Origin of the sequence: Vibrio sp. SS-MA-C1-2 (genome assembly GCF_021513135.1) — a bacterium.
In the GTDB taxonomy this organism is placed as follows: Bacteria; Pseudomonadota; Gammaproteobacteria; order Enterobacterales; family Vibrionaceae.
This window is the reverse complement of record NZ_CP090981.1, coordinates 2,281,090-2,296,501: the sequence shown is the minus strand read 5'-3', so window position 1 is coordinate 2,296,501 and position 15,412 is coordinate 2,281,090. Positions and strand designations below refer to the sequence as shown.

Annotated in this window: 13 protein-coding genes; 7 read left to right on the top strand and 6 right to left on the bottom strand. The window is 35.2% G+C overall.

The window, feature by feature from the left end:
* Positions 1 to 259: 259 nt before the first annotated feature.
* Positions 260 to 2,014, bottom strand: coding sequence for a sigma-54-dependent Fis family transcriptional regulator (locus L0B53_RS14795; RefSeq protein WP_235060372.1), 1,755 nt, complete (start codon positions 2,012 to 2,014; stop codon positions 260 to 262).
* Positions 2,015 to 2,271: 257 nt separating this feature from the next.
* Between L0B53_RS14795 and L0B53_RS14790 the strand changes: the two genes are divergently transcribed.
* Positions 2,272 to 4,188: an alkaline phosphatase D family protein gene (locus tag L0B53_RS14790; RefSeq protein ID WP_235060371.1), complete on the top strand. Its 1,917-nt coding sequence runs from the start codon at positions 2,272 to 2,274 to the stop codon at positions 4,186 to 4,188.
* Between the two features lie 26 nt (positions 4,189 to 4,214).
* Here L0B53_RS14790 and L0B53_RS14785 read toward each other — a convergent pair whose 3' ends face one another.
* Positions 4,215 to 5,369, bottom strand: coding sequence for an ROK family protein (locus L0B53_RS14785; protein WP_235060370.1), 1,155 nt, complete (start codon positions 5,367 to 5,369; stop codon positions 4,215 to 4,217).
* 321 nt (positions 5,370 to 5,690) lie between these two features.
* On the opposite strand from L0B53_RS14785, the gene L0B53_RS14780 reads away from it, so the two are divergent.
* The 6 genes from L0B53_RS14780 to L0B53_RS14755 are packed head-to-tail and all read left to right on the top strand — an operon-like array spanning position 5,691 to position 12,433.
* Positions 5,691 to 7,208: a sodium:solute symporter family protein gene (locus tag L0B53_RS14780; protein ID WP_235060369.1), complete on the top strand. Its 1,518-nt coding sequence runs from the start codon at positions 5,691 to 5,693 to the stop codon at positions 7,206 to 7,208.
* Positions 7,209 to 7,210: 2 nt separating this feature from the next.
* Positions 7,211 to 8,479 carry an AGE family epimerase/isomerase gene (locus L0B53_RS14775; RefSeq protein WP_235060368.1) on the top strand — a complete coding sequence of 423 codons (1,269 nt, stop codon included), beginning with the start codon at positions 7,211 to 7,213 and terminating at the stop codon, positions 8,477 to 8,479.
* Positions 8,479 to 9,756 (top strand): neutral/alkaline non-lysosomal ceramidase N-terminal domain-containing protein, encoded by a 1,278-nt coding sequence (locus tag L0B53_RS14770; protein WP_235060367.1) that lies wholly within the window; start codon positions 8,479 to 8,481, stop codon positions 9,754 to 9,756. Before L0B53_RS14775 ends, L0B53_RS14770 begins: the two co-directional genes overlap by 1 nt.
* Positions 9,753 to 10,529 carry a glucosamine-6-phosphate deaminase gene (locus L0B53_RS14765; protein ID WP_235060366.1) on the top strand — a complete coding sequence of 259 codons (777 nt, stop codon included), beginning with the start codon at positions 9,753 to 9,755 and terminating at the stop codon, positions 10,527 to 10,529. Before L0B53_RS14770 ends, L0B53_RS14765 begins: the two co-directional genes overlap by 4 nt.
* Positions 10,526 to 11,674 (top strand): N-acetylglucosamine-6-phosphate deacetylase, encoded by a 1,149-nt coding sequence (locus tag L0B53_RS14760; RefSeq protein ID WP_235060365.1) that lies wholly within the window; start codon positions 10,526 to 10,528, stop codon positions 11,672 to 11,674. The genes L0B53_RS14765 and L0B53_RS14760 overlap by 4 nt, the downstream gene beginning before the upstream one ends.
* A 6-nt stretch (positions 11,675 to 11,680) precedes the next feature.
* Complete coding sequence (locus L0B53_RS14755) at positions 11,681 to 12,433, top strand: sugar isomerase domain-containing protein (protein WP_235060364.1); 753 nt, start codon at positions 11,681 to 11,683, stop codon at positions 12,431 to 12,433.
* A 93-nt stretch (positions 12,434 to 12,526) separates the two neighbouring features.
* Here L0B53_RS14755 and L0B53_RS14750 read toward each other — a convergent pair whose 3' ends face one another.
* The 4 genes from L0B53_RS14750 to L0B53_RS14735 all read right to left on the bottom strand — a co-directional run bounded on the left by L0B53_RS14750 (position 12,527) and on the right by L0B53_RS14735 (position 15,404).
* Positions 12,527 to 13,210, bottom strand: a complete 684-nt coding sequence (locus L0B53_RS14750; RefSeq protein ID WP_235060363.1) for a hypothetical protein — start codon at positions 13,208 to 13,210, stop codon at positions 12,527 to 12,529.
* Entirely contained in the window at positions 13,210 to 13,713 is a 504-nt protein-coding gene (locus tag L0B53_RS14745) for a YgjV family protein (protein WP_235060362.1), read from the bottom strand. The genes L0B53_RS14750 and L0B53_RS14745 overlap by 1 nt, the downstream gene beginning before the upstream one ends.
* Before the next feature lie 82 nt (positions 13,714 to 13,795).
* Positions 13,796 to 14,425, bottom strand: coding sequence for a bifunctional 4-hydroxy-2-oxoglutarate aldolase/2-dehydro-3-deoxy-phosphogluconate aldolase (locus L0B53_RS14740; RefSeq protein ID WP_235060361.1), 630 nt, complete (start codon positions 14,423 to 14,425; stop codon positions 13,796 to 13,798).
* Between the two features lie 13 nt (positions 14,426 to 14,438).
* Entirely contained in the window at positions 14,439 to 15,404 is a 966-nt protein-coding gene (locus L0B53_RS14735; protein ID WP_235060360.1) for a sugar kinase, read from the bottom strand.
* Between the last annotated feature and the right edge of the window lie 8 nt (positions 15,405 to 15,412).

Genomic DNA, 15,412 nt, shown 5'->3' with positions numbered 1-15,412 from the left:
TTGAACTCAAGGCTTAGGGGATTATCGTGAATATTCGACCATGAAAGGCTTTAGAAGATGAGAGTTAAGGAGGTTAAGAGAGGATATAGCCTTACTTCATTATTGCTAAGCGAAAAATGATACGCCTTTGATTTAAATTTTTTAGTTAGGTTATTTGCTGAGTTCAGTTAACCCACAAACTTAATATCGTTACGTCTGTGGGATCTCGTTTGTTATTGTCTAATAATTGAAAATTATTTTACGCTTATAATTATTTTGCTTAGAACTTAATGCTATTGAGTTCGTATTTTTTTATTTTTCGGTAAAGTGTCGCAACACCAATCCCTAATTCAGCGGCTGCCAGCTTTCTATTTTTAACTCTTAATAACGTCTCTTTGATTTTCTCAGCTTCAATATCTTGTAAAGTTTCATCTGTTTGTGAATAGGTTTTGATGATATTAATATTTGATACTGGTTTTTCTTTTACCTCAATAGAACTGATATAAGGAGGAAGTAGATCGGTATCAATAGGTTCACCTTCAGGCACTACATTCGTTAAGTATTCAATTAAATTACTTAACTCTCGGACATTACCTGGCCATTTATAGGCATTAAGAATATTTTCGACCGTTGATGTCATCGGAGGCACTGGGATATTAAGGCGTCGACTATGCGCTTTTAAAAATGCAACAAGGAGTTTGTCTATATCACCTGCACGCTCACGTAGAGGAGGCAAGAAAATAGGGATAACATTTAAGCGATAATAGAGATCTTCACGGAAGTTACCTTCCTCAATCATCTTTGAAAAATCTCTATTGGTGGCCGAAAGAACTCGAATATTAACCGGTACTGACTTATTTGCTCCGATAGGCATGACTTCTCGTTCTTCAAGGACACGCAATAATTTAGCCTGCAACGTCATTGACATATCGCCAATCTCATCAAGAAAAAGGGTGCCACTATTTGCAGCTTGAATCAGACCAATCTTTCCTTTAGATGATGCTCCGGTAAAGGCACCTTTAACATAACCAAATAATTCACTTTCCAATAATTGCTCTGGAATGGCAGCACAGTTGATTGCAATAAATGGATGGTCTTGACGCTCACTATTAATATGAATTGCCTTGGCAATGACTTCTTTACCTGTTCCACTTTCGCCATTGATCAATACGCTTGATGGACTCTTAGCTATTCGACCAATTAAGCGCTTTATTGCCTGCATTTGCTGACATTCACCAATAACAGAATCGAATTTTAACGCTTTTGGCAGGTCAGTTTTAACCGCATTGTTGGGTTGATTAAAAGCCATTAAAAACAACTTTTGACCTTGAATGTTATGAAATAACCCAAGCACTAATTCTTGATGATCATCAAAAGCAATAACGTGTTGCTGGTGGCCTTCAAGATCATGATTGTCTATTGAAGCTGAAGTGATATTAATGGGCGTAGAATTGATTTTCTCCGATGTTAAATTGAGGATATCTAGGGCTTTTTGATTACCAAATTGAACAAAGTTGTTATCATTTAATACTAAAACGCCTTGATCCATATTTTCAATTAAACTGATAAAAAGTGAGTCAATAGGGGTATTTCCTTTGTTATCTTCAATAATATTGGTTACAAATACTTGTGCAATATGACGGACATAACTAGAAAAGGTTTGAACGTTATCTCTAATATGCGCTTGTTGTTTTGCAGTGAAGGCAACAAGACTAATGACGCCGATGCAACGTTCATTCATTAAGATAGGTACACCTAAAAAGGCACTCTCTTTACAACAACCTTGATCTTTACAATCTGTACATAATGCATCAATTCGAGGTTTGATAACGACTTTTTCTTCTTTTGTATCTAACACATAACGAAATAGTCGTGAACTTGTATTGAGTTTTTGACCAAAATTCTTACCATAAGGACCGGTGCCAGCGACTCGAACTAAATCAGAATCTATTATCTCAATATCAACTTTAAGTACCAGAGATAACATCTTTGTGAAGTGTAAGATAGTGGGCTGTAATTTCATTAATTCTGACATGTGGATAACGTCCTATGTTAATTTTTTGACATACTTAGTCATGAATTTTATATCATTAAAAACAATAGCTTATTGTACCTTGGAATGAGGCGGAAAAATTTGATCTCCGTCGAAGAATACCGCAGAGTGATTACTCTAATTTGGCATTTTTTAAAGCTATTACTGGATTATATAAGCAACATTATGTATAAAATTAATTAATTATGAATTATTACAGTCGGTAGTTTTGATTTCCACTGAAGAGTTTTATTATAAAAATGATTAAAAATAAACAAAAATGTAACAAAGAAAATAGTCATCTCCCGACAATCATTTGTGGTCCTTTATTGAGAAAAGTGACCAATTCATCGATCACTCTTTGGTTAGTGACAAGTAAAGAGCTTGAGGCTATGGTCTCCTTATATTATGAGGGTGAGTCGATTGCTTTTTATACTCAATTTGTAAGCCATCAATCTATTCAGGTTGGACAGGCAGCTTGGGTGACGTTGATTCAACTTAGTGGGGAATTTCCCGAGAATATACCTTTGCAATATCAAATAGAAACAAGCTGTGGCGATCTTGGTGCGTTAATTCCTGATTTAATGTATGAAGCTGAATCGCGACCCACTTTTATTATTAAATCTGATGCAGATTATGTTTTACATGGCTCTTGTCGTAATCCACACTTTCCTGGTAAAGATAGTCTCGTTACCGCTGATCTCAAAGTTAAAACTCAAACTATCTCTGAGCGTCCGTCATTATTGATGATGAGTGGCGACCAGATTTATGCTGATCATGTTGCAGGGCCAATGCTTGATGCTATTCAGCAAGTGATTGCTCTATTAGGTTTGTATGATGAAAATTTTGAGAATTCGGAAGGTGTCCAAACTAGTCAACAACTCTATCAAGACTCATTTAATTTCTATCAAAGAGAAAAGTTACTTCCCACTTTTAAAGAAAACAGTGAAACGTTAAGTAATAAATTGGTGCCTAAACGACGTGCTATTTTTACCTCTTCTGAGTGTGAGAATCATCTCATCACCTTTGGTGAATACTTTGCGATGTATTTGTTAGTTTGGTCTCCTACATTATGGCAGTTTATTGATCTTGATCGACTAGAACAGCATGAATTTAAGTGTGGAGATACGATCTTATCTGAAAAATGGCAACAGGTTTATCGTCAAGAAAAAGTGATAATTGAAGAATTTGTTGCTGGTTTACCCTATGTGCGTCGTTTAATGGCGCATATTCCAACCTATATGATTTTTGATGACCATGACATTACGGATGATTGGAATTTAACTGCGGCATGGGAGTATGCCAGTTATCAAAATCTTTTTTCAAGACAGATCATTACTAACGGTTTAGCAAGTTATTGGCTTTGCCAAGGGTGGGGGAATGCACCTGAAAGGTTTGACCCAAATTTTATTCAGCAAGCACAAAATTATATAACTCATCAACAAATAGAGGATAAGAAAGCGTTTATTGACCTATTGTTTCGTTTTGAACGCTGGCATTATACCATCAATACTCACCCTAAAATTGTGGTGTTAGATACGCGTACTCGACGTTGGCGTTCAGAGTCGAAAATGAGTAAACCGTCAGGCTTGATGGATTGGGAAGCGTTAATTGAAATGCAACAGGAGTTATTAGATCAAGATGCTGTGATTATTGTTTCTGCTGCCCCAATGTTTGGGGTGAAGTTTATTGAAATGCTTCAGAAGGGAATGACTATTTTAGGGCAACCTTTATTGATCGATGCTGAAAATTGGATGGCACATCCAGGGTCAGCTAATACGCTATTGAATATCTTCACTCATACTAAAACGCCAACTAATTTTGTCATTTTATCTGGTGATGTCCATTATTCCTTTGCTTATGACATTACGCTGAGAATGAATAAAGGACAATTTAATATCTACCAAATTACTTGCAGTGGCTTTAAAAATGAGTTTCCTAACAAGTTACTAAGAGTGTGCGATTTTATGGATAGAGTGCTTTATTCTGCCTATTCACCATTGAATATTTTAACTAAACGTAAACGTTTGTTAATTAAAAAAAGGGAGCCGAGTACCAAAAACTTTAATCGATTGATTAACCGTTGTGCAATTGGAGAACTTTATCTTGATAAAAAAGGCAAACCTGAACGCGTAGAGATTTTAACCGCGGACGGTGAAAGTGTCAGTTTTAAATAGTTAATTCATTGAATTCTATATATGGCTTAATGACTATTAGTTAACTGTTCAAGTAAATAATATTCAAAAAATGGGTGAATAGTCCCTTTTAACTCATTTTCTGAACCTTGATTATTGATGATGAAATTTATCTTTGAATCATAGTAGCTTGGTATATGTTCTAGGATTTCTTCCTTGAGTTTATCTAATATATCTTTATTCTGAACAAAAGGACCGGATAATATTATTGTATCTGGGAATAGTATTAAGTATGAGTTTGCCATGGATCTAGCAAGATGTTTTATTGCCTTTTTAATGCATGTTAGCTCATTGAGTGATTTGTTTTTTATTAAATCTGCACAAATTTTCTCATTTATAGGCACTTCATTAAGAATACTTGTTAAGTCGGGTTTTAAAGCTTTTAATGATGATTTACTCTCTAGTGTATTGTTATCACTATCTATAATTGTTTGCCCTATTTCTCCAAAAAGCCCTCGATTATTATTATAAATTCTATTATTAATATAACTAGCAGAACCAATGCCTTCACCCCAATGAATATATAATATATCGCTATTTTGTAGCTCATTATATTCTGAAATATAAGATTTTAATTCAGATTGAAGATTCTTTACTAAATAAATGGGTAAAGATAATTTACTTTCCAATGATTTGAAGTCGATCTCTTGTGCTAATGGCCAGCGATTAGAATGTTTCCAAATTTTATTTTTCTTATCTATAACACCGGGAAGAGAGATATTTATGCCTAAGATACCTAATGATGCTTCTTTAAGTGAAAGTAAATCGTTAATAAGGTCATTGATTATATTTAATAAATGATTAGCTGAAATTTTGTTATTATTAATTTCAATGTTAGTTGTATGGGTGGTTAATCCTGAAATGTTCACAATAGATGCTATTATAGTTTGAGCATCAATATGAATATATATCGTATTGAGTCGGTTCATATTGGGAATTAAACATACTTCAGGACGACCAGGTCGCGAAGGATGTGATTTTATATCCTCTTTAATTAAGTCCTTTTCTAAAAGGTCAGTAATCAACTCCGTAACCGTTGCTGCACGATATTTATTAATTATTGTTAAACTCTTTCGTGTATAGAGTTTTTTGTTACAAAAACCCATAACGATCTGATTAAAAAGAGTTATTTTTCTTTGTGTTGATAAGCTAACAGAATGCACGAATGACTACTATAAAAAAGAAACATTTTAAATATAATACCTGTAATTAATAATTATAACAATATATTACCAGTGATTGATTTAAATCAATCACTGGTGATTTTAACTACAAAGTAATGTGAAAGTCTTTACATAGATCACAGAATATAGAGCAAAAAGACACATCCTAGTGATACACGTCAAATTAATTACACCGACTGTAAATAACATTATTTACAGGTGGTGTAATTAATGTAGTCTAATAGTGGAAAGATTGATTATTTGAATGAGTTTGACAGTCAGATAAGTAATTTTAATTTAGATTAAATATAGGGATGTAAAATGCAGTTTCTTGATTGGGTGGCGTTAATCGCGTTTTTTCTAGTTATGGTTGGCATTGGATTCAATGCTTATAAAAGAATTAGTGGTTCAAAAGATTTTTATGTAGCGGGTGGTGGATTACCTTGGTGGTTAGCTGGTGTTTCACATCATGTATCTGGGTACTCAGGTGTTGTGTTTACTGGCTATGCAGCTATAGCTTATGCAACTGGCTTTAACCTTTATATCTGGTGGGCATTAAATGTTGCCCTAGCATGCTTTGTGGGGGCTTGGTTGGTGGTTCCACGTTGGGCTCGATTGCGTAATGCCTTAAATATACAGTCTCCTACTGAATATTTAAAAATGAGATATGATGTTAAAACTCAACAAGTTATAGCTTGGCTGGGTGTTCTGTTGAAATTGCTTGACACTGCGGGTAAGTACGCTGCAATTGGTCTGCTTCTTTATGGGTTTGCTGGTGTGCCAATTCATTACGGCATTATGATTGCTGGTATTGTTGCTATGCTTTATGTAACAGTAGGTGGCTTATGGGCTGATACGATGAATGATTTCTTCCAGTTTATCGTACAAGTTGCAGCTGGTTTAGCGATGTTCTTCATTATTCAAAACCAATTAGGGTCTATAGGTACAGACTATTTCACTATGTGGGATCAGCTACCGATTGGCAATGGTGATTGGTTTAATGATAAATATACGCCTGCTTTCTTTATTTGTTTTAGCTTAGTTATATTTTTAAGTTATACAGGTGGTACATGGAACCTAGCATCTAGATTCATAGCATCTCCAAACGGAAGTCATGCTAGAAAAGCGATGTTCCTTTCATCTGCACTTTATATTATTTGGCCTTTAATTTTATTTGCTCCAATGTGGGCGGCTCCATTATTAATTCCTGATCTTGCTAGTGGTGAGCAAACTCAGATTTATTCAATGCTGACAGTGAAATACTTACCTGCTGGATTTGTAGGTATTGTATTAGCTTCAATGTTTGCAGCAACATTATCAATGGTTGCTTCTGATGCTAATGCCATCAGTTCTGTTTTGTCACGCGATATTTTGCCTCTGTTTAGTAAGAAGTTTAAAAATGAAAATGGTGAAACTCCGTTAAAAGTCGCTCGAATTGTAACCTTTACATTTACCTTGGTTACTATATTCATTGCTTTAAATAAAGATCATTTTGGTGGCATTATTGGTTTAATCCTAGTTTGGTTTGGTGGATTGATTGGACCTGCGTCTATACCGATGGTTCTTGGGTTATTACCGTTCTATAAGCATTGTGGTTCGAAGTCTGCACTAGGTTCAATGGCTGTTGGCTTATCGGTATTTGTTGGTACTAAGTTATTTATTACAGATCCATCGATGGCACTTTCTATTGGTGGTCCAGTTATCTGTTCTCTTATCTTCTTTAGTGTCGCTGCTGTTTATAATCGTCGATTTGCTTTACGCCCTGAAATTGAAGAGTTAATGGTGAAATTAAGTAAAGATGAACCAGAAGCAACGTTAAATTTAGCTGAGAGTAAGTAGTTATGAGTCACTCACAAAACCAACCTAAGCATTTATTTAATATTTGGAATAATGAACTACAAACAAATATTCTTCCGTTTTGGATGAAAGGACTAGATAAAGATTTAGGTGGTATTTTCACTTGTTATAGCAATGATGGTCAAACATTACTAAGTGAAAATAAATTCACCTGGTCACAAGGTCGTTTTCTTTGGAATTGGAGTCGTCAAGCTACACTGGTTCAAAATGGTGTATGTAAAGGTGATGCAGATGCTTTTTTGACTCAAGCAAAAAAGACAGCGAATTTTTTATTGGATAATGCTTTTTTAGAGAATGGACATTGTGCATTTATATTAAGCAAAGAAGGTAAGAAATTAGAACCTGTTGATGGCGAGGGGTTTGATACCTCATTTTACGCTGATTGTTTTGTTGCTATTGGATTTTGTGAGTACTCGCTTGTTTCTAAGGATGGTTCTTTTTTTGAAAAGGCGCTTTCTATGTACAAGCAAATAAGGGGTAGGCTTGCTAATGGTAATATTAGAAGTGAGCCTTACCCAGCACCAGAAGGCTTTGAACCTTATGCTTATGAGATGATCATGCTAGGTTTAGTCGGCGAGCTACTGAGATATGCTCAAATCATGAAGCATAGTGAGCTAGAGTATTTAACGGTTGAGTGTGAGAAGAGCTTAACGCGTATTTTTAATGAGTTTCACCAACAAGATACATTACTTCCCTATGAGATGAGAACAAGTGGGTCTAATAGGGATACGTTATTGGCAAAGCATAAAACGCCAGGACATACATTAGAAAATATGTGGTTTTGTTTTCATGCGGCAGAACTTCTTGGTTGTTTAGATCATTATTTACCTAAAATAACTCTAGTCACAAAAAAAATGTGGCAAATGGGATGGGATAATCAATACGGCGGTATATATCGATATACATCGGTTGATGGCATTCAGCCTGAAGGTGAATTATTAGGTTCTGATCCTTATGAAAAACTCATCATGGATACTTGGGATACAAAAATCTGGTGGGTGCATTCAGAAGCTTTATATATTTTAATTTTACTATATAAATTTACAGGCGATGAAGAACTATTATCAATGTATCAGAAAACAGAGCAATATGTGTTAGATACATTTCCAGACAGAGTGAATGGTGAGTGGATACAAATTCGAGATAGAATGGGTAAACCATTAGATAAAGTCGTTGCTTTACCTGTTAAAGACCCATTTCATATTATGCGTAATTTCCAATTGATAATAGAACGTTTGTATAAGGTGTCATAATGAGGATTGGTGTTAGTAAAGTAAACATTACGCCAACAAAACCCTTGAAACTAGGTGGTTTTGATTTTAGAACTGATAAGTATGAGCGTATTGGGTATCATGTTTATGCACGTTGTTTTGTTCTTAATAACAAGAATGCCATTGTCAGCTTAGAACTTTTATTTGTTGGGGAATACTTAAATAGTCTAATTAAAAAACAGATAGAGGCTGATCAACAATTATCACATTTATCAGTAACTTTAACCGCGACACATACGCACTCTAGTTTTCAAACTTCGAGTGATCACTCTCCTAAATTAGGTGAGTTTAATGTGGATTATTGTAATTTTATTGCTGATAAAGTCATTATTGGTATAAAAAAAGCAATTGATAATTTAACTGACGTCACTATAGAAGAAGCAGATAGTCAGTGTGATATGGCGATTTATCGTAGAGTGGTTAATTCTGATCGAACCGTCTTAATGGCGCCAAACTATGATGAGTATATTGATAAAAAGGTTAAATTACTGAAATTTGTAAATGAAGAAGGAACGACTCAAGCCGTTCTTCTTCATGGACAGTGTCATCCAACCATTTCTGGAGATAACATCCTTTCAGGAGAGTATCCTGGTGTTGTTTGTGATGAATTGGAAAAAGCGTACCCATTATCAGTCTGTCTATATTTACAAGGTTTTTGTGGAGATATAAGACCTAATTTGATAAACGATGGTAAGTTCTATCGAGGATCTTATAGTGATATTATTGAATTAGGTAAGAAAATCGCGATTCAATATTTAAACGCCTTAAATAAATCTCAGAAGATAGAAACTGACGATGTAGAGTACTTTAACCAAAAAAGTGTTGAATTACCTTTTTCGAGATTAATGAATGAAAACGAATTGGTTGAATTTAAATCTAAATTTAAACCAACAGAGATATATTGGGAATGGGCAAATCACCAATTAAGTCAAATTCAAGAAGGAAAAGATCAAACCGAGAATAATAAAGCAACTATATCCTATTTAAATATTGGTAACGTAATAAAATTATTAACGATTAATGCTGAAGTCGTGAATGCATATCAACAATATATTTCAAAGTATATCGACAAAGACATTTTATGTGTGGGGTATAGTAATGGCATGTTGGGGTACATTCCAACTAAAAAACAAATAGAAGAAGGGGGCTATGAACCTAATGATTCAGCCTACTATTTTTATTTGAAATCTACGCTATTGCCAGATGTAGAAAATAGTTTAAAAATACAATTTAAAAATTTAATACTAGAGAGTAAATGATGAGCGAGTTAATAACATTGAAAAAACAGGATAAATTACAATTTGAAGTTTATAACACTCGTTGTTCTATGGGGCATGCAGCGGCTCAGAAAGTCAGAGAAATTCTTGTAGCGTTGCAAAATAAACAAGATACAATTCGAATTATTTTTGCATCAGCACCTTCTCAAAATGAGTTTTTGATGAGTTTAAAAGAGCATCAAGATATCGATTGGTCTAAAGTTGTTGCTTTTCATATGGATGAATATACGGGCTTACCAAGCGAATCGCCACAATCATTCAGCTCTTATATTAAAGAAAATTTATTAGATGACGTTAAACCTAAAGAAGCCCACTTTATTAAAGCAGACTCATCTGATGCCGAAGCGGAATGTATTCGTTATAGTGAACTTTTAAATGAAGCGCCTATTGATTTAGTTTGTCTTGGTGTGGGGGAGAATGGTCATATTGCATTTAATGACCCATGGGTTGCTGATTTCACTGATTCAAAAGTTGTTAAACCGGTTAAACTCGATGAATTATGCCGTCAACAACAAGTTAATGATAAATGTTTTGATGAATTAAGCGAAGTACCGACTCATGCTTTGACCCTAACAATCCCAACATTATTTTCTGCAAAGTATATGGTGTGCATTGTACCTGCAATGACGAAAAGAAATGCGATTACAAGGATGTTGAATGAGGGGATTAATGAGGATCTTCCTGCATCAATTCTAAGAAATCACTCTAATGCTTATTTATATTTAGATGCAGATTCGGGTGCTGATTTTATATGATTTTAACAGGAAAAACATTTAAAGAATTACCCATTAAAATTTATTGTAATGATGGACTAATTACAAAAGTTGAAACTTTTGAAACGGATGATCTAGAAAGCTTACCTATAATTGCGCCAGGAATGGTTGATTTACAAGTTAATGGTTATGCTGGTGTTGATTATAATACATTACCATTAAATGATAATGAATTATTACATAGTGCATACCAATTATTCTCTAAGGGTGTAACGAGTTTTTGCCCAACAATTATTACCAATAGTGATGATAATATTAGCTCGTTGATTTTAGATTTAAATAGAATCAAAAATAGCGATAAAACACTTTCTGATGCTATTGTTGGTTATCATTTAGAAGGACCTTTTATTTCTCCTAAAGATGGTCCTCGTGGTGCACATAATTTAAATTATGTGCAAGCGCCTAATGTTGAATTAATTAAAAAGTGGAATACGTTATCGGAAGGTGCTTTAAAGATATTAACATTATCGCCAGAGTGGGACTTAGGCTTAGATGAGACAATAAACTATTGCACCAATAACAACATAAAAGTTGCAATTGGGCATAGTGCGGCATCACCAGATCAAATTCATCGAGCAGTTAATTTGGGTGCTTCTATGTCTACCCACTTAGGTAATGGTTGTGAATTACAAATTCATAGACATCATAACTATATTTGGCAGCAATTGGCTGAGGATGATTTATGGAGTGGCGTGATTGCAGATGGCTTTCATTTACCTGCAACCTTGTTAAAGGTCATTCTAAGAGCTAAAAAAGGAAAAGTGTTTGTCACTAGTGATACGACCGCATTTGGAGGCATGGATCCAGGCTCTTATATCACGCATATTGGTGGAGAGGTTATCTTAACTGAGGAAGGTAAGTTACATTTAGCTTCAAATCCTGAACTACTTGCCGGATCTGCCCAATCAACATTAGATTGTGTGAATTTTTTAATTGAATCAGAACTTTGCACACCAAGTGAAGCATGGGATCTAGTCAGTTTAAATCCAGCAAAATATATGGGTTTTAATCAAGTAGGTTCAATTGAAAAAGGTAAATTAGCTAATTTAGTCGTTCTAAATAAAAATAAACGACGATTAGAAGTAAAACAAACAATTATTGCAGGAGATGTCGTTTACACGGCTTAATACATCATGAATCTATCAAAACAATACTTAGATAAAATCGTTTCACATTTAGACAGCCTTCATAATAATAATCATGAAAGTGTTCTCAAAGCAGCAAGACTATTAGCTGATGAGATCAAACAAGATAAGTTAATTCATGTTGCAGCATCGGGTGGACACTCAAATTTAGCTACACAAGAAATATTTTTCCGTGCTGGTGGTTTAATGCATATTAATCCAATTATGGATGAGGGTACATTATTAACAAATGGGGCATTACGCTCAATGGCGATTGAACGTTTACCTGATTACGGAAAAATTGTGTTGGATAATAATCCAATGAACAATGGCGATGTGATGGTTCTTATTAATGCTTATGGAATTAATGCGGCAATATTAGATTTAGCGCTGGGAGCTAAAGATAAAGGGGTTACAGTTATTGCTGTAACATCTATTGCTCATGCTGAAGCAACGCCTAAAGACCACCCAGCAAGACACCCTTCAAAGAAAAATTTGTGTGAGGTTGCTGATATTGTCCTTGATTGTAATGTACAAGTGGGTGACGCAGTGATGGAAGTTGAAGGGATTACTCAAAAAATTGCAGCGATGTCGACATTTGCTAATTCATTTATTTTAAATTCACTGGTGATTGAAACGGTCAATATTTTATCAAATGAAGATTTTGAACCACCTATTTGGAAAAGTGGAAATGCAACTGGTGGTGATGATTGGAATCAGCAATTTATAACAAGATTTAAAGATCGCATTCGTTTGTTATAAAACTTATTATTAATAATTTGAAATGATCTAAAGAGTCCATTCTAAACTTTTATTTAAGTGTATAGGTAAGTAAGTTTGAATCGACTCTAATTTTTATTTTAATAGATAGTTGAGAATATATAAAATCGCAGCTTCAGGCGTCGTTATAATAGGTAAATCTGTGTTGAGTTGTTTTGCAGCTCCCGTCATTGATGCTTGAGCAAGAACAATCGCATCAAATTTTAACCTTGTGTCGTTAGGCGTTGTTTTATTTTTCTCAACTTCTTGTTCAATTTTATTTGCAATCATTTGATGGAATGTTGGAATATCCTTAGCTTCAAAATGAGCCCATGCTCCCTCAACAAAAAGGCACTTAAGTTCAGCTTTAGAATTGTAATGTTTGATTAACGCTTCTGTCGGGGAAATTGTACTCTCTAAAGCAACAGCAACTAAGATCTGCTTAAACTCTTTTGTCTTCAGTGCCATTGGCATATCAACTCGAATAACATTCTCTTTTGTAGCTGGTGTAGTGTCATTACGAGAAGCATTATATTGATCTATAATTCCGCCCAAAGTCGAACAAGTACAAACAATAAGGTCATACCCTTGGGTTAACTTATTATCTAAGTATTGATGAATTTGTTGAATTATTTCATCTGTTTCACCTTGTTGACGGACTAAAGCTAAAAACTCAGGCTGTACATCGTGTTCAATTTTAATCTCAGATAGATGCTGATCTATATAAGGTTGAAATACATTAATGCTGGTGGCGAGGGTGTGGCTGAATAATACTTTCATTAGCGTCCTTTATGCATTGCTTCATGTTGTCGATATAATAAGACTATTGTATATAAATTGGTGAGAACAAACAGCCCTTCAATTAACGAACCTCCAATAGAGCTAATTGATAAGTTATGGATAAACCAACAGCTTGAATTAAAGAGAATGAAAAGACGTAATTTTATCCCAGTTGTTGAAAAAAGTGCCCAAGTACAAATCGCAGACCCTAAATAAGGCAAAAATTGATATATATTTTCAATACTAGGTAACATGAATAGAGTGAGTAAAAAAATAAACGCCCACATGACCTTTTTAGATTGAGTTTTTATTGAAATATAGATTCTTGCTGCATTGATAGTCACACCAATAGCCGCGGTTAATGCCCCCATTAATAGGAAATGGACAGACATAATTAAACAGAAAGCCGTCATTAGGTATCTGAATCGAATATCTTTTTTTTGTAAAAAGGCGGCAATACCAATGAAAAAGGCAAGACCGCCGATAACCTGTGCGAGAAACATAATTTACTCTCTACGACGCTCAGATAAAAAGAAACCCCAATAACATGAAGTAATTGGGGTTGAATTATGAATGCAAAAAGAATTAAGCGTTAACTAATTCAACGGCTTCACGAGTAAGGCGTGCTAATTCTTCCCACTCACCAGCTTCAATTAATTTTTGATCTACCATCCATGTACCACCACATGCCAATACGCGTGGGATTGATAAATAATCATGAATATTCTTTGGGTTGATCCCACCTGTTGGCATAATACTTACCGCGGTGTAAGGTGCAAGCAGTGATTTAACCATATTGACACCACCAGATGCCTCAGCAGGGAAAAACTTTAAGGTCGTTAAGCCCATTTCTAATGCCGCTTCAACTGCGCTAGGGTTGTTGACGCCAGGAATGATATCGATTCCAATTTCTTGGCATGCCTTGACTGTGTTTGGGTTAAAACCAGGAGATACCACAAAGGTTGCACCAGCTTCTTTAGCGGCTAATGCTTGCTCTTTGTTCAATACCGTCCCTGCACCAATGAGCATTTCTGGATAAGCTTCGCGTAGTAGACGAATTGCTTCAACAGCAGCATCAGAGCGGAAAGTGATTTCAGCGGCAGGAAGGCCGTTCTCAACTAATACTTTACCAAGCGGAAGAATATCTTGAGCATTTTCAATAGCAATAACCGGGATAACTTTAAGAGATTGTAGTTGTTGATTAATAGTAGACATTTAACTTCCTGAATTATAATTGAGTCACAGTATTTGTGATTTCTTTGTTGATAATAGCGCCACGATGTTGAATGACTAGGCCTGCAAGCATATTACCACGTTGGCAAGATATCTCTAATGTTGAGTCATTAAGATAATAAGCTAAAAATCCACCATTAAATGAATCTCCAGCTGATGTTGTATCAATAACTTTTTTTACTGGTGTCGTAGCAATAAGTTGTGCATTATCTTGATGAGTGAAATCCTGAACTAAGCACCCCTCAGCACCCAGCTTGACCACCGCCTTTTGAACACCCAGCTTCTGTAATCTAGCTAATGTCACTTCAGGTGAGGCATCACCCCAAAGCAGTTGTTCATCATCAAACGTGACTAATGCGAGATCTGTATGACTGTACATGGTTTTATAGATTGATTTTACCGTAAAGTCATGGTCATCTTGAGGCCATAAAGCAGGTCGGAAATTACTATCAAACGCTATTTCAACATTGTGGCTACGTAATCTTTCTAGCAAGGCGAGTAGCTTTATTCTGTCTGCATCAGGCAGAATAGCTAAACTAATACCACTAATAAAGACCATATCCATATTGATGAGTTGGTTGACAATATCTTCAAATTTAGGATGCTGAAGTAAGTAACGAGCGGGTGATTGGTTACGCCAATATAAGAAAGTTCGTTCACCTTCACTGTCTAATTGGATGAGATACAGGCCCGGTGTACGGTGTTGATCTTCTAATACAAGATCAGTTTTAATACCTTCATCCTGCCAACGGGTTAACATCCCTTTACTTATTGGATCTTGCCCCAAAGCAGTGACGTAATTGACTTCAATATCATTGGTTTTAAATTGGCTGTTTTGTAAGCTACGATTTAGGTAGACAGCAGCATTTAGCGTATCACCGCCAAATGTCTGCTGCATTGAGCCAAATGGTTCGCCATTTAGCTCAATCATACATTCACCAATAATGGCGATGCGTTTCATTTAAAATG

Coding starts and splice junctions, on each gene's coding strand:
- L0B53_RS14770 (WP_235060367.1), top strand. CDS start 8,479: ATGAGGATTGGTGTTAGTAAAGTAAACATTACGCCAACAAAACCCTTG.
- L0B53_RS14780 (WP_235060369.1), top strand. CDS start 5,691: ATGCAGTTTCTTGATTGGGTGGCGTTAATCGCGTTTTTTCTAGTTATG.
- L0B53_RS14775 (WP_235060368.1), top strand. CDS start 7,211: ATGAGTCACTCACAAAACCAACCTAAGCATTTATTTAATATTTGGAAT.
- L0B53_RS14750 (WP_235060363.1), bottom strand. CDS start 13,210: ATGAAAGTATTATTCAGCCACACCCTCGCCACCAGCATTAATGTATTT.
- L0B53_RS14735 (WP_235060360.1), bottom strand. CDS start 15,404: ATGAAACGCATCGCCATTATTGGTGAATGTATGATTGAGCTAAATGGC.
- L0B53_RS14765 (WP_235060366.1), top strand. CDS start 9,753: ATGATGAGCGAGTTAATAACATTGAAAAAACAGGATAAATTACAATTT.
- L0B53_RS14760 (WP_235060365.1), top strand. CDS start 10,526: ATGATTTTAACAGGAAAAACATTTAAAGAATTACCCATTAAAATTTAT.
- L0B53_RS14740 (WP_235060361.1), bottom strand. CDS start 14,425: ATGTCTACTATTAATCAACAACTACAATCTCTTAAAGTTATCCCGGTT.
- L0B53_RS14745 (WP_235060362.1), bottom strand. CDS start 13,713: ATGTTTCTCGCACAGGTTATCGGCGGTCTTGCCTTTTTCATTGGTATT.
- L0B53_RS14755 (WP_235060364.1), top strand. CDS start 11,681: ATGAATCTATCAAAACAATACTTAGATAAAATCGTTTCACATTTAGAC.
- L0B53_RS14790 (WP_235060371.1), top strand. CDS start 2,272: ATGATTAAAAATAAACAAAAATGTAACAAAGAAAATAGTCATCTCCCG.
- L0B53_RS14795 (WP_235060372.1), bottom strand. CDS start 2,014: ATGTCAGAATTAATGAAATTACAGCCCACTATCTTACACTTCACAAAG.